The 17481-nt window shown below is 73.4% G+C and carries 16 protein-coding genes; 9 read left to right on the plus strand and 7 right to left on the minus strand.

The window, feature by feature from the left end; genetic code table 11:
* Positions 1-18 precede the first annotated feature (18 nt).
* The 4 genes from ACQ393_RS04760 to ACQ393_RS04775 are packed head-to-tail and all read left to right on the plus strand — an operon-like array spanning position 19 to position 3931.
* The gene (locus ACQ393_RS04760; protein ID WP_430645664.1) at positions 19-1353 is read left to right on the plus strand and encodes a magnesium transporter MgtE N-terminal domain-containing protein; all 1335 of its coding nucleotides are present in this window, start codon (positions 19-21) and stop codon (positions 1351-1353) included.
* Entirely contained in the window at positions 1340-1867 is a 528-nt protein-coding gene (locus ACQ393_RS04765) for a DUF1003 domain-containing protein (protein WP_430645665.1), read from the plus strand. Before ACQ393_RS04760 ends, ACQ393_RS04765 begins: the two co-directional genes overlap by 14 nt.
* The gene (locus ACQ393_RS04770) at positions 1854-3029 is read left to right on the plus strand and encodes an Mrp/NBP35 family ATP-binding protein (protein ID WP_430645666.1); all 1176 of its coding nucleotides are present in this window, start codon (positions 1854-1856) and stop codon (positions 3027-3029) included. The genes ACQ393_RS04765 and ACQ393_RS04770 overlap by 14 nt, the downstream gene beginning before the upstream one ends.
* Before the next feature lie 5 nt (positions 3030-3034).
* On the plus strand, positions 3035-3931 hold the full coding sequence (locus ACQ393_RS04775; RefSeq protein ID WP_430645667.1) for a hypothetical protein: 897 nt from the start codon (positions 3035-3037) through the stop codon (positions 3929-3931).
* Positions 3932-3971: 40 nt separating this feature from the next.
* On the opposite strand, the gene ACQ393_RS04780 is transcribed toward ACQ393_RS04775, so the two are convergent.
* Positions 3972-5489 carry a pyridoxal phosphate-dependent decarboxylase family protein gene (locus tag ACQ393_RS04780; protein WP_430645668.1) on the minus strand — a complete coding sequence of 506 codons (1518 nt, stop codon included), beginning with the start codon at positions 5487-5489 and terminating at the stop codon, positions 3972-3974.
* Positions 5486-6856: an MFS transporter gene (locus tag ACQ393_RS04785; protein ID WP_430645669.1), complete on the minus strand. Its 1371-nt coding sequence runs from the start codon at positions 6854-6856 to the stop codon at positions 5486-5488. The genes ACQ393_RS04780 and ACQ393_RS04785 overlap by 4 nt, the downstream gene beginning before the upstream one ends.
* A gap of 74 nt (positions 6857-6930) precedes the next feature.
* On the opposite strand from ACQ393_RS04785, the gene ACQ393_RS04790 reads away from it, so the two are divergent.
* Positions 6931-8568, plus strand: a complete 1638-nt coding sequence (locus ACQ393_RS04790) for a succinic semialdehyde dehydrogenase (RefSeq protein WP_430645670.1) — start codon at positions 6931-6933, stop codon at positions 8566-8568.
* Between the two features lie 48 nt (positions 8569-8616).
* On the opposite strand, the gene ACQ393_RS04795 is transcribed toward ACQ393_RS04790, so the two are convergent.
* Complete coding sequence (locus ACQ393_RS04795) at positions 8617-9006, minus strand: twin-arginine translocase TatA/TatE family subunit (protein WP_430645671.1); 390 nt, start codon at positions 9004-9006, stop codon at positions 8617-8619.
* 90 nt (positions 9007-9096) lie between these two features.
* Here ACQ393_RS04795 and ACQ393_RS04800 point away from each other — a divergent pair, with 90 nt between their 5' ends.
* Positions 9097-9729 carry an O-methyltransferase gene (locus tag ACQ393_RS04800; protein ID WP_430645672.1) on the plus strand — a complete coding sequence of 211 codons (633 nt, stop codon included), beginning with the start codon at positions 9097-9099 and terminating at the stop codon, positions 9727-9729.
* On the opposite strand, the gene ACQ393_RS04805 is transcribed toward ACQ393_RS04800, so the two are convergent.
* From ACQ393_RS04805 to dapE, 3 genes are all read right to left on the minus strand, one after another.
* Positions 9730-9903, minus strand: coding sequence for a DUF3117 domain-containing protein (locus tag ACQ393_RS04805; RefSeq protein WP_019179788.1), 174 nt, complete (start codon positions 9901-9903; stop codon positions 9730-9732).
* Positions 9904-10085: 182 nt separating this feature from the next.
* Positions 10086-11330: a hypothetical protein gene (locus ACQ393_RS04810; protein WP_430645673.1), complete on the minus strand. Its 1245-nt coding sequence runs from the start codon at positions 11328-11330 to the stop codon at positions 10086-10088.
* An 8-nt stretch (positions 11331-11338) separates the two neighbouring features.
* On the minus strand, positions 11339-12442 hold the full coding sequence (gene dapE, locus ACQ393_RS04815) for a succinyl-diaminopimelate desuccinylase (protein WP_430645674.1): 1104 nt from the start codon (positions 12440-12442) through the stop codon (positions 11339-11341).
* A gap of 88 nt (positions 12443-12530) precedes the next feature.
* Here dapE and dapD point away from each other — a divergent pair, with 88 nt between their 5' ends.
* Positions 12531-13490, plus strand: a complete 960-nt coding sequence (dapD, locus tag ACQ393_RS04820) for a 2,3,4,5-tetrahydropyridine-2,6-dicarboxylate N-succinyltransferase (RefSeq protein ID WP_430645675.1) — start codon at positions 12531-12533, stop codon at positions 13488-13490.
* Positions 13491-13601: 111 nt separating this feature from the next.
* Positions 13602-16256, plus strand: coding sequence for a penicillin acylase family protein (locus tag ACQ393_RS04825; protein WP_430645676.1), 2655 nt, complete (start codon positions 13602-13604; stop codon positions 16254-16256).
* On the opposite strand, the gene ACQ393_RS04830 is transcribed toward ACQ393_RS04825, so the two are convergent.
* Complete coding sequence (locus ACQ393_RS04830; protein WP_430645677.1) at positions 16257-16688, minus strand: Lrp/AsnC family transcriptional regulator; 432 nt, start codon at positions 16686-16688, stop codon at positions 16257-16259.
* Positions 16689-16811: 123 nt separating this feature from the next.
* Here ACQ393_RS04830 and ACQ393_RS04835 point away from each other — a divergent pair.
* Positions 16812-17481: ornithine cyclodeaminase (locus ACQ393_RS04835; RefSeq protein ID WP_430645678.1), on the plus strand; the 670-nt coding region annotated here is incomplete at its 3' end.

Below are 17481 nucleotides of genomic sequence, written 5' to 3' on the forward strand. Positions count from 1 at the left end.
CGCGGTAGGTTGGGAGGCGTGAGCGCCACGAGAGTCTTCGTCGCCCGACTCGCCGGGTGCGCCGTGTTCGACCCCGCGGGCGACCGCGTCGGGAAGGTGCGCGACGTGCTCGTCGTGTACCGCAAGGACGACCCGCCGCGCGTGGTCGGCCTCATCGTCGAGATCCCGGGCAAACGGCGCGTCTTCGTCTCGATCGGGCGCGTCACGTCGATCGGCGGCGGGCAGATCATCACGACCGGGCTCATCAACCTGCGCCGCTTCGAGCAGCGCGGCGGCGAGGTGCGCGTGATCGCCGAGATGCTCGGCCGCAAGGTGACGTTCAACGACGGCTCCGGCACGGCCACCATCGAGGACGTGGCGATCGAGGAGCGCGAGCCCGGCGAGTGGGAGGTCGACCAGCTGTTCGTCCGCCGCCCGAAGACGAGCGCGTCGCCCTTCGCGAAGGGCCCCTCGGCGTACGTCACCTGGCGCGAGGTCCGCGAGACGAGCGAGGCCGGCGAGGCGCAGTCCGCCGAGCAGCTCATCGCGACCTACTCCGAGCTGAAGCCCGCCGACCTCGCGAACACCCTGCTCGACCTGCCGCCGCAGCGACGGCAGGAGGTCGCCGCGGAGCTCCCCGACGACCGCCTGGCCGACGTGCTGGAGGAGATGCCCGAGGTCGACCAGGTCGACATCCTCGCCAAGCTCGGCGACGACCGCGCGGCCGACGTGCTCGACCACATGTCGCCCGACGACGCCGCCGACCTCATCGCCCAGCTCCCCGAGGAGCGCGGCGAGCACCTGCTCGAGCTCATGGAGCCCGAGGAGGCGGAGGACGTCCGGTTCCTGCTCTCCTACGGCCCCGACACCGCCGGCGGTCTCATGACCACGGAGCCGATCATCGTCTCGGCCGATGCCACGGTGGCCGAGGGGCTCGCCCTCATCCGCCGGCACGACCTCCCGCCCGCGCTCGGCGCGGCCGTGTGCGTCACACTGCCGCCGTACGAGCCGCCGACGGGCCGCTTCCTCGGCATCGTCCACTTCCAGCGCATGCTGCGCTACCCGCCGCACGAGCGGCTGGGGTCGCTCATCGACCAGGGGCTGGAACCGGTCACGGCCGACACGTCGGCGGCCGAGGTCAGCCGCATCCTCGCGAGCTACGATCTCGTGTCCGTCCCGGTCGTCGACGAGAAGCATCGACTGGTCGGCGTCGTCACGATCGACGACGTGCTCGACTACCTGCTCCCGGACGACTGGAGAAGTCATCCCGAGGACGAATCGGAGGTGAGCAGACGCGCGACGGCCCGCGCACAGCTGGCCACCGGCAGCATCCCGATCGCACCCGGAAGGAGGGCAGGAGATGGCACGCGCTGACGCCGCCGACGACCGTCGGTTCGACACCCCGAAGGGCATCCGCCGATCCGCGCCGCCCCTGCGACGTTCGGGCGACCGGGACCGCTTCGGCCGCTTCACCGAGTGGGTCGCGCGCAACATGGGCACCCCGTGGTTCCTGCTCGGCCTCACGCTCTTCGTGACGTTCTGGATCCTGTGGAACACGCTCGCCCCGCCGGCCTGGCGGTTCGACTCGGTCGAGCTCGGCTTCATCGCGCTCACCCTCGTGCTCTCGCTGCAGGCGTCCTACGCCGCGCCCCTCATCCTGCTCGCCCAGAACCGGCAGGACGACCGCGACCGCGTGCAGATCGAGCAGGACCGCCAGCGTGCGGAACGGAACCTCGCCGACACCGAGTACCTCGCGCGGGAGGTCGTGGCGCTCCGGCTCGCGGTGCGCGACCTCGCGTCGAAGGAGTTCATCCGGCAGGAGCTGCGGCAGGTGCTCGAGGAGCTCGACAAGCGCGACGAGGAGGATGCCGCGAATGCCCCGTCCTGACGCGGGCGACATCGAGCGGGCCGTCCGCACCGCGCTCGCGGGCGTCATCGATCCCGAGATCCGCAGGCCCATCACCGAGCTCGACATGATCGAGCACGTGACGGCCACGGACGCCGGCGTCGAGGTCGGCGTGCGGCTCACGGTCGTCGGCTGCCCGGCTTCCGACCGCATCGAGCGCGACGTGCGCGCCGCGGCCGAGCAGGTCGTCGGCGCGGGCCATGCGACCGTCGAGCTCGGCGTCATGACGCCCGACCAGCGCGCAGCCCTCACCGAGCGCCTCCGCGGCGGCCGCGCCGCGCGCGGCAACCCGTTCGGCCCGGGCACGCTCACGCGCGTCGTCGCGGTCACGAGCGGCAAGGGAGGGGTCGGCAAGTCGACGCTCACCGCGAACCTCGCGGTCGCGCTGGCGGCGCGCGGGCTCTCGGTCGGACTCGTCGATGCCGACGTGCACGGCTTCTCGATCCCGGGCCTGCTCGGCCTCGTCGACGAGCACGGCACGGCCGCGCGCCCGACGCGCGTCGACGACATGATCCTGCCGCCCGTGGCCTTCGGCGTGAAGGTCATCTCGATCGGCATGTTCGTCGAGCCCACCGAGCCCGGCGGCCGCGGCTCGTCCGTCGCCGTCGCGTGGCGCGGCCCGATGCTGCACCGCACCCTGCAGCAGTTCCTCACCGACGTGTACTTCGGCGACCTCGACGTGCTGCTCGTCGACCTCCCGCCGGGCACCGGCGACGTCGCGATCTCGCTCGGCCAGCTGCTGCCGAACGCCGAGGTGGTGGTCGTCACGACGCCCCAGCCGGCGGCCGCCGACGTCGCCGAGCGCTCGGGCCTCGTCGCGCGGCAGACGGGCCAGCGCGTGGTCGGCGTGATCGAGAACATGGCCGGGCTCGCACAGCCCGACGGGTCGCTCCTCGACCTGTTCGGCTCGGGCGGCGGCGAGGAGGTCGCGCGGCGACTCTCCGAGGGCGTCGACGATGCCGTGCCGCTCGTCGCCGCGGTGCCGCTCAGCGTCGCGCTGCGGCGCGGCGGCGACGACGGATTCCCGGTCGTGCTCGCCGAGCCCGACGATCCCGCGGCCCGCGCGATCGAACGGGCGGCCGACTTCCTCGCCGGTCGCCCGCGCGCACTCGCCGGTCGACGACTCGACGTCTCGGTGCGGTGAGACGGATGCCGCGTGCCGCTCGTCTCCGCGTCCGGTCCGCGGTGCGCGCGCCCGCGTCCCTCGTCGTCGCGGCCCTCGCCGTCGCATCGCTCGTCTCGTGCGGCGCGGTCGCCGGACCCGGCCCCGGTCCGACCGGCGACGGGCTCCCGGAGGGCCTCTCCGTGACGGTGCAGCAGGGCCGGATCGACGTCCCGCAGGGCCGGCTCGTCCTGCACTTCGAGAACACGGGCGAGCCCGTCACGGTCACGGCGCTGTCGGTCGTCTCCCCCGCGCTCGAACCGGGCATGGACCGCGACGAGCCGTTCGAGCTCGATCGCGACGACGCGCTCGACATCCGGATGGATCTCACCGGGAGCGTCTGCGACCGGGACCCCACCGCGATCGGCATCGACGTGCGCGCGACGACCGCCGACGGCACCGACCACGAGGGCACGCTCGAGCCCGCGGACCCCTTCGGCACGATGCAGCGCATCGCCGACGCCGACTGCCTCGCCGAGTCGGTCGCCGTCGTCGCCGCGATCGAGCTGCCCGGACGCCTGCGCACGACCGGGACCGGCGCCGCCCAGCGGGCGTGGATCGACGTGACCGTCGCGCCCGTGGCATCCGGCGACGGAACGCTCGCGATCGACCGCGTGTCCGCCACGACGCTCATCGGGAACGAAGACGGCCAGGACTGGCCGCTCGGCCTCGAGGTCGCCCCCGGCGACGCGCCCGTCGAGGTGTCGCTCGCGGTGCGACCCGCGCGGTGCGACGCGCATGCGCTCGCCGACGACAAGCGCGGCACCATCCTGCCGTTCACGGTGGCGACCGGCGACGGACGCGAGGGACGGCTCGAGATCGCGTCCGGCGCCGACCTCAAGGCCGACCTCTACGCGTACTACGCCGAGCGCTGCGGGCTCTAGCCGCCGCGGCCGGATCGCGCGCCGCGCGTGCCGGGGCTCGTCAGTCGCGCGGCTCGACGACGCGGGCGAGCAGCTCCACGAGCAGCCGCTCCGTCAGGGGCGCCGGCAGTGCCTCGACGAGCGCGAGCACCGGCGCCATCCGCTCGGGCAGCGCCCCGCCTGCCCCCTCCCCGCCGAGCAGCCCGAACGCGCCGAGCAGGCCGGCCGCGGTGTCCGAGTCGAGGCCGTCGGATGCCGCGGCGAGCGCGCCGGCGCCGCCGGGGAGCTGCCCCGCGAGCCCGGCGACGAGTTCGCCGCCGTCGACCGCCGGGATCCCGCGCACGGCGTCGGCCGCGGCCCGGAGCGCGGGCACGAGTTCGCCGACGACGTGATCGGTGACGGGCGTCACGGTGAGGTGCGTGGTGTGGGGCAGGACGGTGCCGTCGGCCTGCACCATGCCCGGCTGCAGCTGCAGGTGCCATCCGGCGCCGCGCGCCGCGTCGGCCCAGTGGTGCGGGTCGACCCGGCGTTCGGCGGGCACCGCGTCGTCGGCGCGGACCGCGAGCAGCGGGCCGACCGGATCGCCGACGACTGCGAGGCCCTCGATGCCGTCGATCGCGTCGCGCAGGGCCGCCGTCGCGGTCATCGCCCGAGCCGTGAGGTCGGCGAAGCCGGACTCGCCGAGGACCCGGAGGATGGCCCACGCCGCCGCGAGCGGCCCGGCGGGCTTCGAGCCCGCCATGGTCGGGTTCACGACCGGGTACCCCGGCCACGCCGTCGTCGCGAAGTACTGGCGGCGCTGCCGGTCGCGGCCGCGTTGCAGGAGCACCGACACGCCCTTGGGCGCGTAGCCGTACTTGTGCAGGTCGGCCGAGAGGCTCGTGACGCCCGGGACCCGGAGGTCCCAGTCGGGCAGGCCCTCCTGGAAGGCGAGCGCGAAGCCGCCGATGCAGGCATCGACGTGCAGCGCGATGCCGCGTCCGGCGGTCTCCGCCGCGACCTCGCCGATCGGGTCGAGGGTCGCGAACGGGTACGACGGCGCGCTCATGACGACGAGCGCCACGTCGTCGCCGAGGCGGGCGACGACGTCGGCCACGCGGGGCGCGCCGGTCTCCGGGGAGACGGGGACGAGCTCGAGCGCGAGCCCGAAGTAGTGGGCGGCCTTGTGGAACGCGGCGTGCACGGTCGTCGGGGCGACGAGCCGCGGCATCCGCTCGTCACCGGGGTTCGCCTCGCGCCACACGTCGCGCGCGGTCTTGACCGCGAGCAGGCAACTCTCGGTGCCGCCGGACGTGACCGACCCGATGACCTCGTCGGGCCCCGCGTCACCGTGGAACGCCCGGCGCGCGAAGCCCACCACTCCGGCCTCCATGGCCGCGACCGAGGTGAACGTCGTCGGGTCGAGGCCGTTGACGGGCTGTACGAGGCGTGCCGCGTGCGCCGCGAGGTCGTCGAGCTCGGCGAGGCCCGAGTCGTAGACGTACGACAGCACGCGACCGCCGTGCGTGGGCGCGTCGGCCTCGCGCAGTGCGGCGAGCTCGGCGAGCACCGCGTCGGGCTCGCGTTCGAAGGCGTTCATCGGGCGATCTCCTCGGTGGGGGCGGGGGTGTCGATGTCGGCGCGCCGCAGCGGGTAGCGCAGGAGGGGGATGAGGCTGACGAGCACGAGCACGGCCGGAAGCAGGCTGAAGCTCATCGCGATGCCCGCGACCGCGGCATCCGGCTGCGCGACGACGGCCGAGCCGACCGACTCGAGGTAGCCCGTCGCCGCGAGCACGATGGTGAGCAGGGTCGCGCCGAGCGCCATCCCGGTGGTCTCCCCCGCCGTCCAGACGCCGCCGAAGGTGCCGGCGCGGCCGGGTCCGTTCGTGCGGGCGTCGTGGGCGACGACATCCGGCAGCATGGCCATCGGCAGGGACTGCATGCCGGCGTACGCGGCGCCCGCGATCGCGACCGGTCCGTAGACCCAGGCGCCCGGCGCCCAGATCATGCCGACGAGGGCGGCGGATGCCACGGCGAACAGGGCACTCGCGAGCACGTAGGACCGCTCCTTGCCGATGCGGCGGGCGAGACGGCCCCAGAGCGGTGCGCAGAGGATCGCCGGGCCGATGAGGGCCACGAACAGGAACGTCAGCGCGTCCTCGGAGTCGAGCACCCACACGGCGACGTAGTTCGCGCCGGCGAGCATGACGCCGGTCGCGAGCCCTTGCAGCAGGAAGCCCGTGAGCAGCAGGCGGAACGGTCGGCTGCGGCGGAGCGCGCCGAGGCCCTCCGCGTAGCCGGCGGCGAGGCTGCGGCGCTCGCGCTCCTCGATGCGCATGCCGGTGGGCGCGGTCGTGGTGGCCACGAGCATCCCGATGCCGATCACGAGCCCGGCGACCACGGCCATCACGAGGTAGCCGAGCGCCTCGTCGTCGCCGCCCGCGCGGCGCAGCATGGGCCCGCCGGCGCCGAAGAGCAGGATCGCGAGGCTCAGGAGCACGACGCGCCACGTCAGGAGGCGCGTCCGCGCGTCGTAGTCGTCGGTGAGCTCCGCCGGCAGCGCGATGTAGGGCACCTGGAACAGGCTGAACGCCGTCGCGGTGGCCAGAAACGCGATCATGACCCACGCGCCGGCGACGACCGGACCGAGCCCGGCGGGCGCCGCGAACGTGACGACGAACGCCACCGGGAGTGCGATCGCGCCGATCCGCATCCAGGTGCGGCGCGTGCCCGAGACGGCGAGGGCGTGATCGCTGCGGTCGCCGATCCACGGGTCGATCAGCACGTCCCACACCTTGGCCGCCGTGACGACGAGCCCGGCGAGCAGGGCGGTCACGCCGAGCGTGTCCGTCAGGTAGAACACGAGCACCAGTCCGGGCAGCGTCGCGAAGCCGCCCGTGCCGATCGATCCGACGGCGTAGCGGGCCACGATGCCGCGCGACACCCGTCGCTCCGGGGAAGTCATGCGGGGAAGCATACCCAGTCGGCGAGGCCGATCCGGACACGCTCCCCCGGTCCTCGCGCGCCTAGACTGGCCGGGTGTCCAACGCCGCCACCCGAACCTCGGCCGCTCCCCGAACGCCGGCCGCCGCCCGCATCCCCGGCAGCCCCACGTCCGCCTCGTCGCGAACCCGCGGCGTCGGCCCGAGCGCCGAACGCGACGCCCTCGCTGCCGACCTGATCGCCACGACGGGACGCACTGCGGCGATCCCCACGCCCGCGACGGGCGAGACGCTGGTCGATCTGCCCCGTTCGAGCGCCGACGACGTGCGCGGCGCGGTCTCCCGCGCGCGGCTGGCGCAGGTCGCGTGGGCGCGGGCCGGCTTCGCGGAGCGCCGCCGGATCCTGCTCCGCGCGCACGACCTGATCGTCGCCCGCCGGGAGGAGCTCCTCGACCTCACCCAGCTCGAGAGCGGCAAGACCCGCGGGCAGGCCTTCGAGGAGGTCTTCCAGGCCCTCTCGGTGACCCGGTGGAACGCGCTGAAGGCACGCAGCGTGCTGCGCGGCGGCCGCCGCCGCGCGGGCATCCCGGTCGTGCTCTCGACCCGCGTCCGCTATCGCTCCAAGGGCGTCGTCGGCGTCGTCACGCCGTGGAACTACGCGATCAGCCTCGCCGCGATGGACGTCGTGCCCGCACTCGCCGCCGGGTGCGCGGTCGTGCAGAAGGCCGACGACCAGGGTGCGCTCTCGGTGCTCGCACTGCGGCGCGCGTTCGTCGACGCGGGGCTGCCGGAGTCGCTGTGGGCGGTCGTCGCCGGCGACCCCGCCGAGGTGGGCGAGGCCCTGACCGACGAGGCCGACTACATCTGCTTCACCGGCTCGACCGCCACCGGGCGCCGCATCGCCGAGAAGGCCGGACGCCGCCTGGTCGGCGCCTCGCTCGAGCTCGGCGGCAAGAACGCCCTCGTCGTCCTCGACGACGTCGACGTCGAGCAGGCCGCGGCGGATGCCGCGCACGCGTGCTTCTCGTCGATGGGCCAGCTGTGCGTGTCGGTCGAGCGCATCTACGTGCACCGCCGCGTCGCGGACGCGTTCACGGCGGCGCTCGCCGCTCGACTGGCCCGGCCGCGGATCGGCTCGGGCCTCGACCACGAAGCCGACTACGGCAGCCTCGCGACGGCCGCGCAGCTCGACCGGATCCGCGGCCACCTCGACGACGCGCTGGCCAAGGGCGCCCGGGTGCTCGTGGGCGGCGACCCGCGGCCCGACATCGGCCCGTGGGCGTTCGAGCCCACGGTGCTCACCGACGTCACTCCGGGCATGCGCGTGCTCGACGAGGAGACGTTCGGCGCGATCGCCTCGCTCCACGTCGTCGACGACGAACTGGAGGCGGTGTTCGCCGCCAACACGTCGGAGTACGGACTCAACGCATCCGTGCTGTCGGGGTCGACCCGGCGCGCGTTGCGCGTCGCCGACCAGCTCGACGCGGGCAGCGTGAACGTCAACGAGGGCTACCGGGGCAGCTTCGGCTCGGTCGATGCGCCGATGGGCGGGCTCAAGGCGTCCGGCATCGGTCGTCGGAACGGCCGCGAGGGGCTCCTGCGGTTCGTCGACCCGGTCACCGTGTCCGTGAACACGCGCCTGATCCCGCTGCCGCACACCGGGCGCGAGTACGCGCGGCTGAGCGGCGTGCTCGTCCTGCTCGCGCGGGTCCTGCGGGCCATCCGACGCGCGTAGCGACGACCGCCGGACGACGACGCCGACGGACCGGGGGACGACCCCGCGTCAGGTCGCCTCGGAGTCGAACGGCGCGGGCTCGCCCGCCGCGATCGACTCGAGGCGGCGCTTGCGCTGCAGGTACGCCGAGTTCTCGTTGACGGCGGCTCGCGCGACCACGGGCTTCGCGGGCTCGGCGAACGGATCGACCTCGCTCAGCGCCTCGCGGACGATCCGTCGCGGGTCGTACTGGCGGGGATCGAGCTTGCGCCAGTCGACGTCGTCGAAGTCGGGCCCCATCTCCTCGCGCACGCGGTCCTTCGCACCGTTCGCCATGTCGCGGAGCGAGCGCACGAACTTGCCGAGTTGCGCCGCGTAGTGCGGTAGCCGCTCCGGACCGAGCAGGAAGACGGCGATCACCCCGATGATGAGGAGTTTGTCGAAGGTCAGGCCGCCCATGCGGTCAAGGATAGTCGGCGGCGAGGCGTGCATCGCACCGTTCGCGGGACCCCTAGGCTTGGGGTCGACAGAGTCCCCGGGAGCCGCCACGTGTCCGAACACGACCTGAACTGGAAGTACGTCGACGAATCCGTCGTCGAGTCCGAGTCGATCGCGAAGGCCCGTCAGCAGTCCCTCGAGCTCGGCATCGAGCCCGTCTCCCCCGCCGTCGGCGCGCAACTCGCGGTGATCGCCGCGGCGAGCGACGCCCGCGCGATCATCGAGGTCGGCACCGGGGTGGGCGTCTCCGGCCTGTGGATGCTGCAGGCCGCGCGGTCGGCGCACCTGACCTCGATCGACTCCGAGACGGAGTACCAGCAGCACGCGCGCGAGCACTTCGCCGATGCGGGCATCGCCCCGGCGCGCGTGCGCCTCATCGCGGGCCGCGCGGGCGAGGTGCTGCCGCGCATGAACGAGCGATCGTACGACGTCGTCGTCATCGACGCGGATGCCGCCTCGGTCATCGAGTACGTCGAGCACGGGTTGCGCCTGGCCAAGCCCGGCGGCAGCGTGCTGGTCGCCCGTGCCCTGTGGAAGGGGAGGGTGGCCGACCCGGCCCGACGAGACGAGGTGGCGACGGCGTTCCGCGGACTCATCTCGGAGCTCGCGGCCTCCTCCGCCGTCGTCACCGCGATCTCGCCGGCCGGGGACGGCCTGCTGCAGATCGTGAAGCTGGGCGTCTGACTAGGCTGCGTTGACGACGCCGCCCAGGACGTCGTAGAGCTCCTTGGCCTCAGCGTCGTTCACCGAGACGACGAGGCGACCGCCACCCTCGAGGGGCACGCGCACGATGATGAGCCGCCCCTCCTTCACAGCCTCCATCGGTCCGTCTCCAGTGCGTGGCTTCATGGCCGCCATTGAGCTACCCCTTTCGTGGCTGAACCTCCATTATCCCGCATGGATGCGACGCAACGGGACACGGGGCCCCGTTTGTGGACGACCCGGCCGGTCGTTCACGGGCCCGTCGCGCTCCGTGCACCCGCCGATCACCGCCGGCGCGGCCACGCCGGCCGCGGCGGCCGACGGGCGCCGGCACGGGATCAGGGCGGCGTCCAGTCGTACCCGTCGATGAACCAGCCGAGCCGCAGCCACACGACCTGCAACGCGACCGAGACGACGACGAGCCCGCCCCGCCACCACGGCGACCGCGGCACGGCGAGCGCCCCCGCGAGCGGGAACAGCGGTGCGAGCAGCCGGAACGTGCTGGACTGCGGGAAGAACACCGCGAACAGGTACAGCGCGTAGCTCGCGAGCCACAGCCGCACGTCGACGCCGAGGCGGCGCACCCACGGCGTGAAGAGGAGCGCCCCGAACCCCACGGCGAGCGCGATCGGGGCGATCGTGCCCATCGGCTGCCCGAGCCACCAGTCGCCCGACTGGAACCAGGGCGTCAGCGGGACGAGCTCCACGTAGCCGATGTAGGGCGCCCGCCAGGCGAGCTCGGTGTCGGTGTAGGCGGCGGGCTCCCCCGTCGCCGCCCAGGCGATCGCCGGCCAGGCGAGCCCGACGATGCCGGCGAACAGGGCGACGGATGCCGCGACCACCCGCTCCCGGACGGGGAACGGATCGCGGGACCGCGTGACCCAGCGCACGATCCAGTGCAGTCCGAGGGTCAGCGCGAACGCGAGGGCGCCCGGCCGTGTGAAGGCCCACGCGCCGATCACGGGCACGAGCCATCCGTACCGCCGGTCGACGAGCAGGAGCAGCGCGAGGGCGAGCCAGAGGAAGCCGAGCGACTCGGCGTAGCCGAAGCCCATGATCGGCGAGACCGGCGCCACGCAGAAGAGCACGACCGCGAACAGCGCCCGGTCGGGTTCGAGGAAGCGCGACATCAGGCGGTGGAACACGAGCGCGGCCGCGAGGCCCGCGGCGAGGGCGACGACGACGGATGCCGCGTCCCACGGGACGCCGACGACGGTGAGGATGCGCACGATGCCGGGGAAGACCGGCAGGAACGCCCACGCGTTCTCGGCGACGTGGCCGTCGTCGGTCAGCGGGAGCTCCGTCGGGTACCCGGCGGCGGCGATGTACGCGTACCACCGGCCGTCCCAGATGTTGGCGTACTCGAGGTACCCGGGGCGCGCGTCGGTCCAGGCGCTCGCGGCCTGCTCGCGCGCGAACTGCAGCACGATGAGGATCGAGAGCACCCGGGCGGCGAGGTAGACGACCACCACGCGGCCCCACCAGGGCAGGAGCCGCCAGCGCACGCGCGGCGACCACCGCTCGACGCGGTGCGGATCGGGTCGCCGCGGTCCCGGACGCGCCGCCTCCGCCTCGGCGTCCACGGAGCGGCTCAGCGCACCGCTCCGGTCAGCCAGTCGCGCAGGGCGCGCTCGCACGCGAGGATCTCCTCGCAGTCCACGCGCTCGTCGTCGGCGTGCGCGAGCAGCGGGTCGCCCGGGCCGAAGTTGACGGCGGGGATGCCCAGCGCGCTGAAGCGCGCCACGTCGGTCCAGCCGTACTTGGGCTGCGCGTCGGCACCGACCGCGCGGACGAACTCCTGCGCGAGCGGGTCGTCGAGACCGGGCCTGGCGCCCTCGGACGCGTCGGTCACGGTGAGCTCGTACTCGGGGAAGAGGTCGCGCACGACCTCCGTCGCCTCGTCGACCGACCGGCTCGGGGCGAAGCGGTAGTTCAGCGTGAGGACGGCGTCGTCGGGGATCACGTTGCCGGCGATGCCGCCGTGCACGAAGACGGCGTTCAGCCCCTCGCGGTAGTCGAGCCCGTCGACGCGGACCGTCTCGGCCCGATGGCTCGCGAGCCGCTCGAGCGCTGGCGCGAGCCGGTGGATCGCGTTCACCCCGACCCAGCTGCGCGCCGAGTGCGCGCGCCGTCCGGTCGCGCGCACCTCGACCCGGAGCGTGCCGTTGCACCCGCCCTCGACCTCGCCGCGCGTCGGCTCGCCGAGGATCGCGAAGTCGGCCTCGAACAGGTCGGGGCGCGTGCGCAGCACCCGGCCGAGCCCGTTGAGGTCGGCGGCGACCTCCTCGTGGTCGTACCACATCCAGGTCACGTCGACGATCGGCGCCACGAGCTCGCGTGCGAGCTTCAGCTGCACCGCGACGCCGGCCTTCATGTCGACCGTGCCGCGCCCCCACAGCACGTTCCGCCCGCCGTCGACCTCGAACCGGGTCGGCACGTTGCCGTTGATCGGCACGGTGTCGAGGTGCCCGGCGATGACCACCCGGCGCTCGCGGCCCAGGTTCGTGCGCGCCACGATCGTGTCGCCGTCGCGGAACACCTCCAGGTGGTCGGCGCCGGCCAGCGCGTCGACCACGAGGTCGGCGAGCCGCCGCTCCTCGCCCGAGACGCTCGGGACGTCGCAGATCGCCTGCGTGATGGCGACGACGTCGGCGGACAGGTCGAGCGCGGGCGGGCGGACGGCGGGTGCGGCCATGCCCCGAGTCTACGAGGGGTGGATGTCGCGGGTCCGCGCCCCGCGTCATCCGTCGTCGCCCCCGGATCGCGCTCGGTACCCTTGATGCATGCCCGCTGCCTCGCCGAACCCGACTGCGCCCGCCACCGCCTGGGGCGACGGCCTCGCCACGATCGCCGGCGACGGCACCGTGCTCGACACGTGGTTCCCCGCGCCGCGGCTCGACGACGTGCCGGCTGACGCGCCGGCCTGGGAGCCGCCGGTCGGAGCGGTCGGCCCGGACGATCGGCGCGGCGTCCGCGTCGAGGCGGTCCGCGTCGCCATCCGCCTCGATGCGGCCCCGGCGAGCACGCCGGACGCGTACCTGCGCCTGCACCTCCTGTCGCACCTCCTCGTCCGTCCGAACGGGCTGAACCTCGACGGCGTCTTCGGCCACCTGCCGAACGTGGCCTGGACCAACGCCGGGCCGGTGCACCCCGACGACCTCGACCGGCTCCGTCCGCTGCTGCAGCGCGCGGGCATCCACGTCACGGGGCTCGACAAGTTCCCGCGCCTGCTCGACTACGTGATCCCCGAGCGCGTGCGCGTCGCCGACGCGTCGCGCGTGCGCCTCGGCGCGCACCTCGCGCCCGGCACGACGGTCATGCACGAGGGCTTCGTGAACTTCAACGCCGGTACGCTCGGCTCGTCGATGGTCGAGGGCCGCATCTCGCAGGGCGTCGTCGTCGGCGACGGCAGCGACATCGGCGGCGGGGCCTCGATCATGGGCACGCTCTCGGGCGGCGGCACGCAGCGCGTCGCCATCGGCGAGCGAGCGCTGCTCGGCGCGAACTCGGGCATCGGCATCTCGATCGGCGACGACTCGGTCGTCGAAGCCGGTCTCTACGTCACCGCGGGCACGAAGGTGGTGCTCCGCGGCGGCATCGGCGAGCGCGACCGGGTCGTCAAGGCGGTCGAACTCTCGGGCCTGCCGAACCTGCTCTTCCGCCGCAACTCCCTCGACGGTCGCGTCGAGGTGCTGTCCCGTTCGGGCGAGGGCATCGCCCTGAACGCCGCGCTGCACGCCTGACCCCACAGCCGGGGCGGCCGCCGCCGCCCGCCCGTCGGCGCCGGGGTACAGTGTCAACCCGGGGCCGCTCGGACGGGCGACCCGAGCCATGCGCCGACACGAAGGAGTGACGTGGGAACCGACGCGCCGAGGACCCGACGGAACGGCTGGACGAAGTTCCTGGTCGGCGCCCTGGTCACGGTGCTCGTGCTCGGTGCGGCCGCGGTCGGCTTCGGCTGGTGGACGGTCCACCGCTCCTTCCCGACCGAGTCCGGACGCATCGCCGTCGCGGGCCTGGACGGCCCCGTCACGGTCTACCGGGACGACGCGGGCATCCCCCAGCTCGTCGCCGAGAGCGACCACGACCTGGTCTTCGCGCAGGGGTACGTGCACGCACAGGACCGGTTCTGGGAGATGGACTTCCGCCGTCACGTCACGGCGGGTCGCGTCGCCGAGCTCTTCGGCGAGTCGCAGGTCGCGACCGACGCGTTCATCCGCACCCTCGACTGGCGCGGCATCGCCGAGCAGGAGTTCGAGCTGCTCGACGAGGAGTCGCGGGCCCTCTACGAGGCCTACGCCGACGGCGTCAACGCCTACCTCGCCGAGCGCACGGGCGTCGAGCTCTCGCTGGAGTACGGCGTGCTCGCGCTGCAGAATCCGGGCTACGAACCGGAGCGTTGGACGCCCATCGACTCCATCGCCTGGCTGAAGGCCATGGCGTGGGACCTGAGATCCAACCTCGGCGACGAGATCGACCGGGCCCTGCTCCTCGCCTCGGGACTCACCGACGAGCAGGTCGCGCAGCTCCATCCGGACTTCCCGTGGTCGGCGAAGCCCACGATCATCGGCGGGCCGGCCTCGTCGGCGCCGGCCGGACTCGGAACGCGCCCCGTCGAGGCGGCGGCCGCGACCGGCGTGGAGCGCGCGGCGGGCGTGGAGCCCACGACCGGCGTGGCGGCCGCGGCGTCCGTCGCCCCCGGCACGGCCGACCTGTACGGCGAGCTCGCCGCGAGCCTCGATGCGCTGCCGCAGCTCCTCGGCCCGGAGGACGGCGACCTCGGTTCGAACTCGTGGGTCGTCTCGGGCACGCTCACCGACACGGGCATGCCGCTCCTGGCGAACGACCCGCACCTCGGACCGGCGATGCCGTCGATCTGGGTGCAGATGGGCATGCACTGCGCCGAGCTGAACGCCAGGTGCACCTTCGACGTGGCCGGGTACGGCTTCTCGGGGCTGCCCGGCGTCATCATCGGGCACAACGAGCGCATCGCCTGGGGCTTCACGAACCTCGGGCCCGACGTCGCCGACCTCTACCTCGAGCGCGTCACCGACGACTCGTACGAGCTCGACGGCACGCTCGTGCCGCTCACGACCCGCGAGGAGGTCATCGAGGTCGCCGGCGGCGACCCCGTGACCATCACCGTCCGCTCGACCGGACGCGGACCGATCGTGACCGACATCGGCTCGGACTTCGCGGCGATCGCCGAGAGCGCCGCCGAGGACGCAGAGGCCGAGGAGGCGGAGCCCGAGGAGGGAGCGGAGGCGGCCGGGGCGAGCGCGGACGCCGAGCTCGAGGTCTCCCTGCAGTGGACGGCGCTGCAGCCCGGCGCGACGCCGCAGGCGATCTTCGCGATGAACCGCGCCGCGACCTGGCCGGAGTTCCGCGCGGCCGCCGAGCGCTTCGAGGTGCCCTCGCAGAACCTGGTCTACGCCGACGTCGACGGCAACATCGGCTACCAGGCGCCCGGGCGCATCCCCGTGCGCGCCGCCGGCGACGGCACCGTGCCGCTCCCCGGCTGGACGAGCGACAACGGCTGGATCGGCACGGTGGCGTACGACGAGCTGCCGTCCGCCGAGAACCCCGAGCGCGGCTACATCGTGACCGCGAACAACGCGGTCGAGGACGGCGGCCCCATGCTCACCCGCGACTGGGACCTCGGCTACCGTGCCGAGGGCATCGAGCGGCGCCTCGGCGAGCTCATCGCGGCGGGCGAGCCGATCACCGCCGAGCACATGAGCGAGATCCAGTTCGACACGCGCGACGCCAACGCCGAGGCGTTCCTGCCCGTGATCTCGGAGCTCGACCTCGACGGCGACGCCGCGCGCGGCGCCGAGCTGCTGGCCGGCTGGGATGCGTCCGCCGACGCCGACAGCGCCCAGGCCGCGTACTTCGCCGTGTTCTGGCGCAACCTGCTCGACGGGATGTTCGGCGGCCTTCCCGAGTCCACGCGGCCCGTCGGCGGCGACCGCTGGTTCTCCGTGGTCGGCTCCCTGCTCGGTCAGCCCGAGGATCCGTGGTGGACCGATCGGGCCTCCGGCGCCACCGGACGTGACGCGGTGCTCGCCGCGTCCCTCGATGCCGCGTGGGCCGAGGCATCCGGGCTCATGGGCGACGACCCCGCCGAGTGGCGCTGGGGCGGACTTCACACGCTGACCCTGACGAACCAGACCTTCGGCGAGTCGGGCATCGGGCCGATCGAATGGCTCTTCAACCGCGGTCCGTACGAGACGTCGGGCGGCTCGGCGATCGTCAACGCCAACGGCTGGGACGCGACCCTCGGTTACGAGGTGAACTGGGTGCCGTCGATGCGCATGGTCGTCGACCTCGAGGACTTCAACGACTCCACCTGGGTCAACCTCACGGGCGCCTCAGGGCACGCGTTCCACCCGCACTACGACGACCAGGCGGAGCTCTGGCGGAGCGGTGGGACGCGCGAGTGGGCCTTCAGCATCCCGGCGGTGCGGAAGGCGGCGACCGACGCGCTCGTCCTCCAGCCGGAGCGCTAGCTAGCGCAGCACCGAGCTCAGCAGCAGGCTGGTCTCGCTGTTGACGACCCCGTCGATCGAGCGGATGCGCCCGAGCACGCGGTCGAACTCGCCGAGCGTCTCCGTGCGGAGCTCCGCGACGAGGTCCCAGCCGCCGTTCGTCGTGTGCAGCGCCGTGATCTCCGGGAACCCGCGGAGCCGTCGGATGACGTCGTCGGTCGTGCGCCCCTCGACCTCGATGAACGAGATGGCGTGGATCGCGAGCGGGTCGGTCTCGTCGCGCACGCGGACCGAGAATCCGACGATGATCCCGGATGCCACGAGCCGGTCGATCCGGCCCGTGACGGTCGCCCGGGCCACCCCGAGCCGGCGCGACAGCTCGGCCACCGGGATCCGCCCGTCCTCGCGGAGGAGGGCGAGCAGGCGGCGGTCGAGGTCGTCGAGGACATCCATGCGCACATCGTACCTTCGCTCCTGTCAGACTGCGCATCTGCCCGACGTTCCATGAGCAGAACGGTCGTTGCTGTTGCATATCGACGGCTCGTACCCTCGAATCACCGAACCGAAGGGAAGAAGATGACGAGCTTCGTCGACGTACGCAACATGGTCGGCTGGGTCGCCGGGACCGGACCCGAGCGCATCATCGCCGGGATCATGGAGTACCTCGAGCAGGACGTCGCTCGCTGGGAGAGCTTCGACAAGACCCCCCGCGTCGCCAGCCACACGCCCTTCGGCGTCATCGAGCTCATGCCGACGAGCGACCACGACGCCTATGCCTTCAAGTACGTCAACGGCCACCCGTCGAACCCCGCGCGCGGCTACCAGACCGTCACCGCCTTCGGCGTCCTCGCCGACGTGCACAACGGCTACCCCACGTTCCTCGCCGAGATGACCGTGCTGACCGCGCTCCGGACCGCCGCGACCTCCGCGTTCGCGGCGAAGCTGCTCGCGCGGCCCGACTCGCGGGTCATGGCGATGATCGGCACCGGGAGCCAGGCGGAGTTCCAGGCGCTCGCCTTCCGGCACGCGTTCGGCATCACGTCGCTCCGCGTCTTCGACGTCGATCCCGACGCGATCGCGAAGTTCGTCCGCAACATGCTCCCCCTCGGGTTCGAGATCGAGGTGGCCGGCAGCGCCGCCGAGGCGCTCGACGGCGCCGATATCGTGACGACGTGCACCGCCGACAAGGCGCGCGCGACGGTCGTGGCCGACGAGTGGGTGCGACCCGGGATGCACCTGAACGCGA

Source organism: Agromyces sp. GXS1127, from assembly GCF_050565425.1.
In the GTDB taxonomy this organism is placed as follows: Bacteria; Actinomycetota; Actinomycetes; order Actinomycetales; family Microbacteriaceae; genus Agromyces.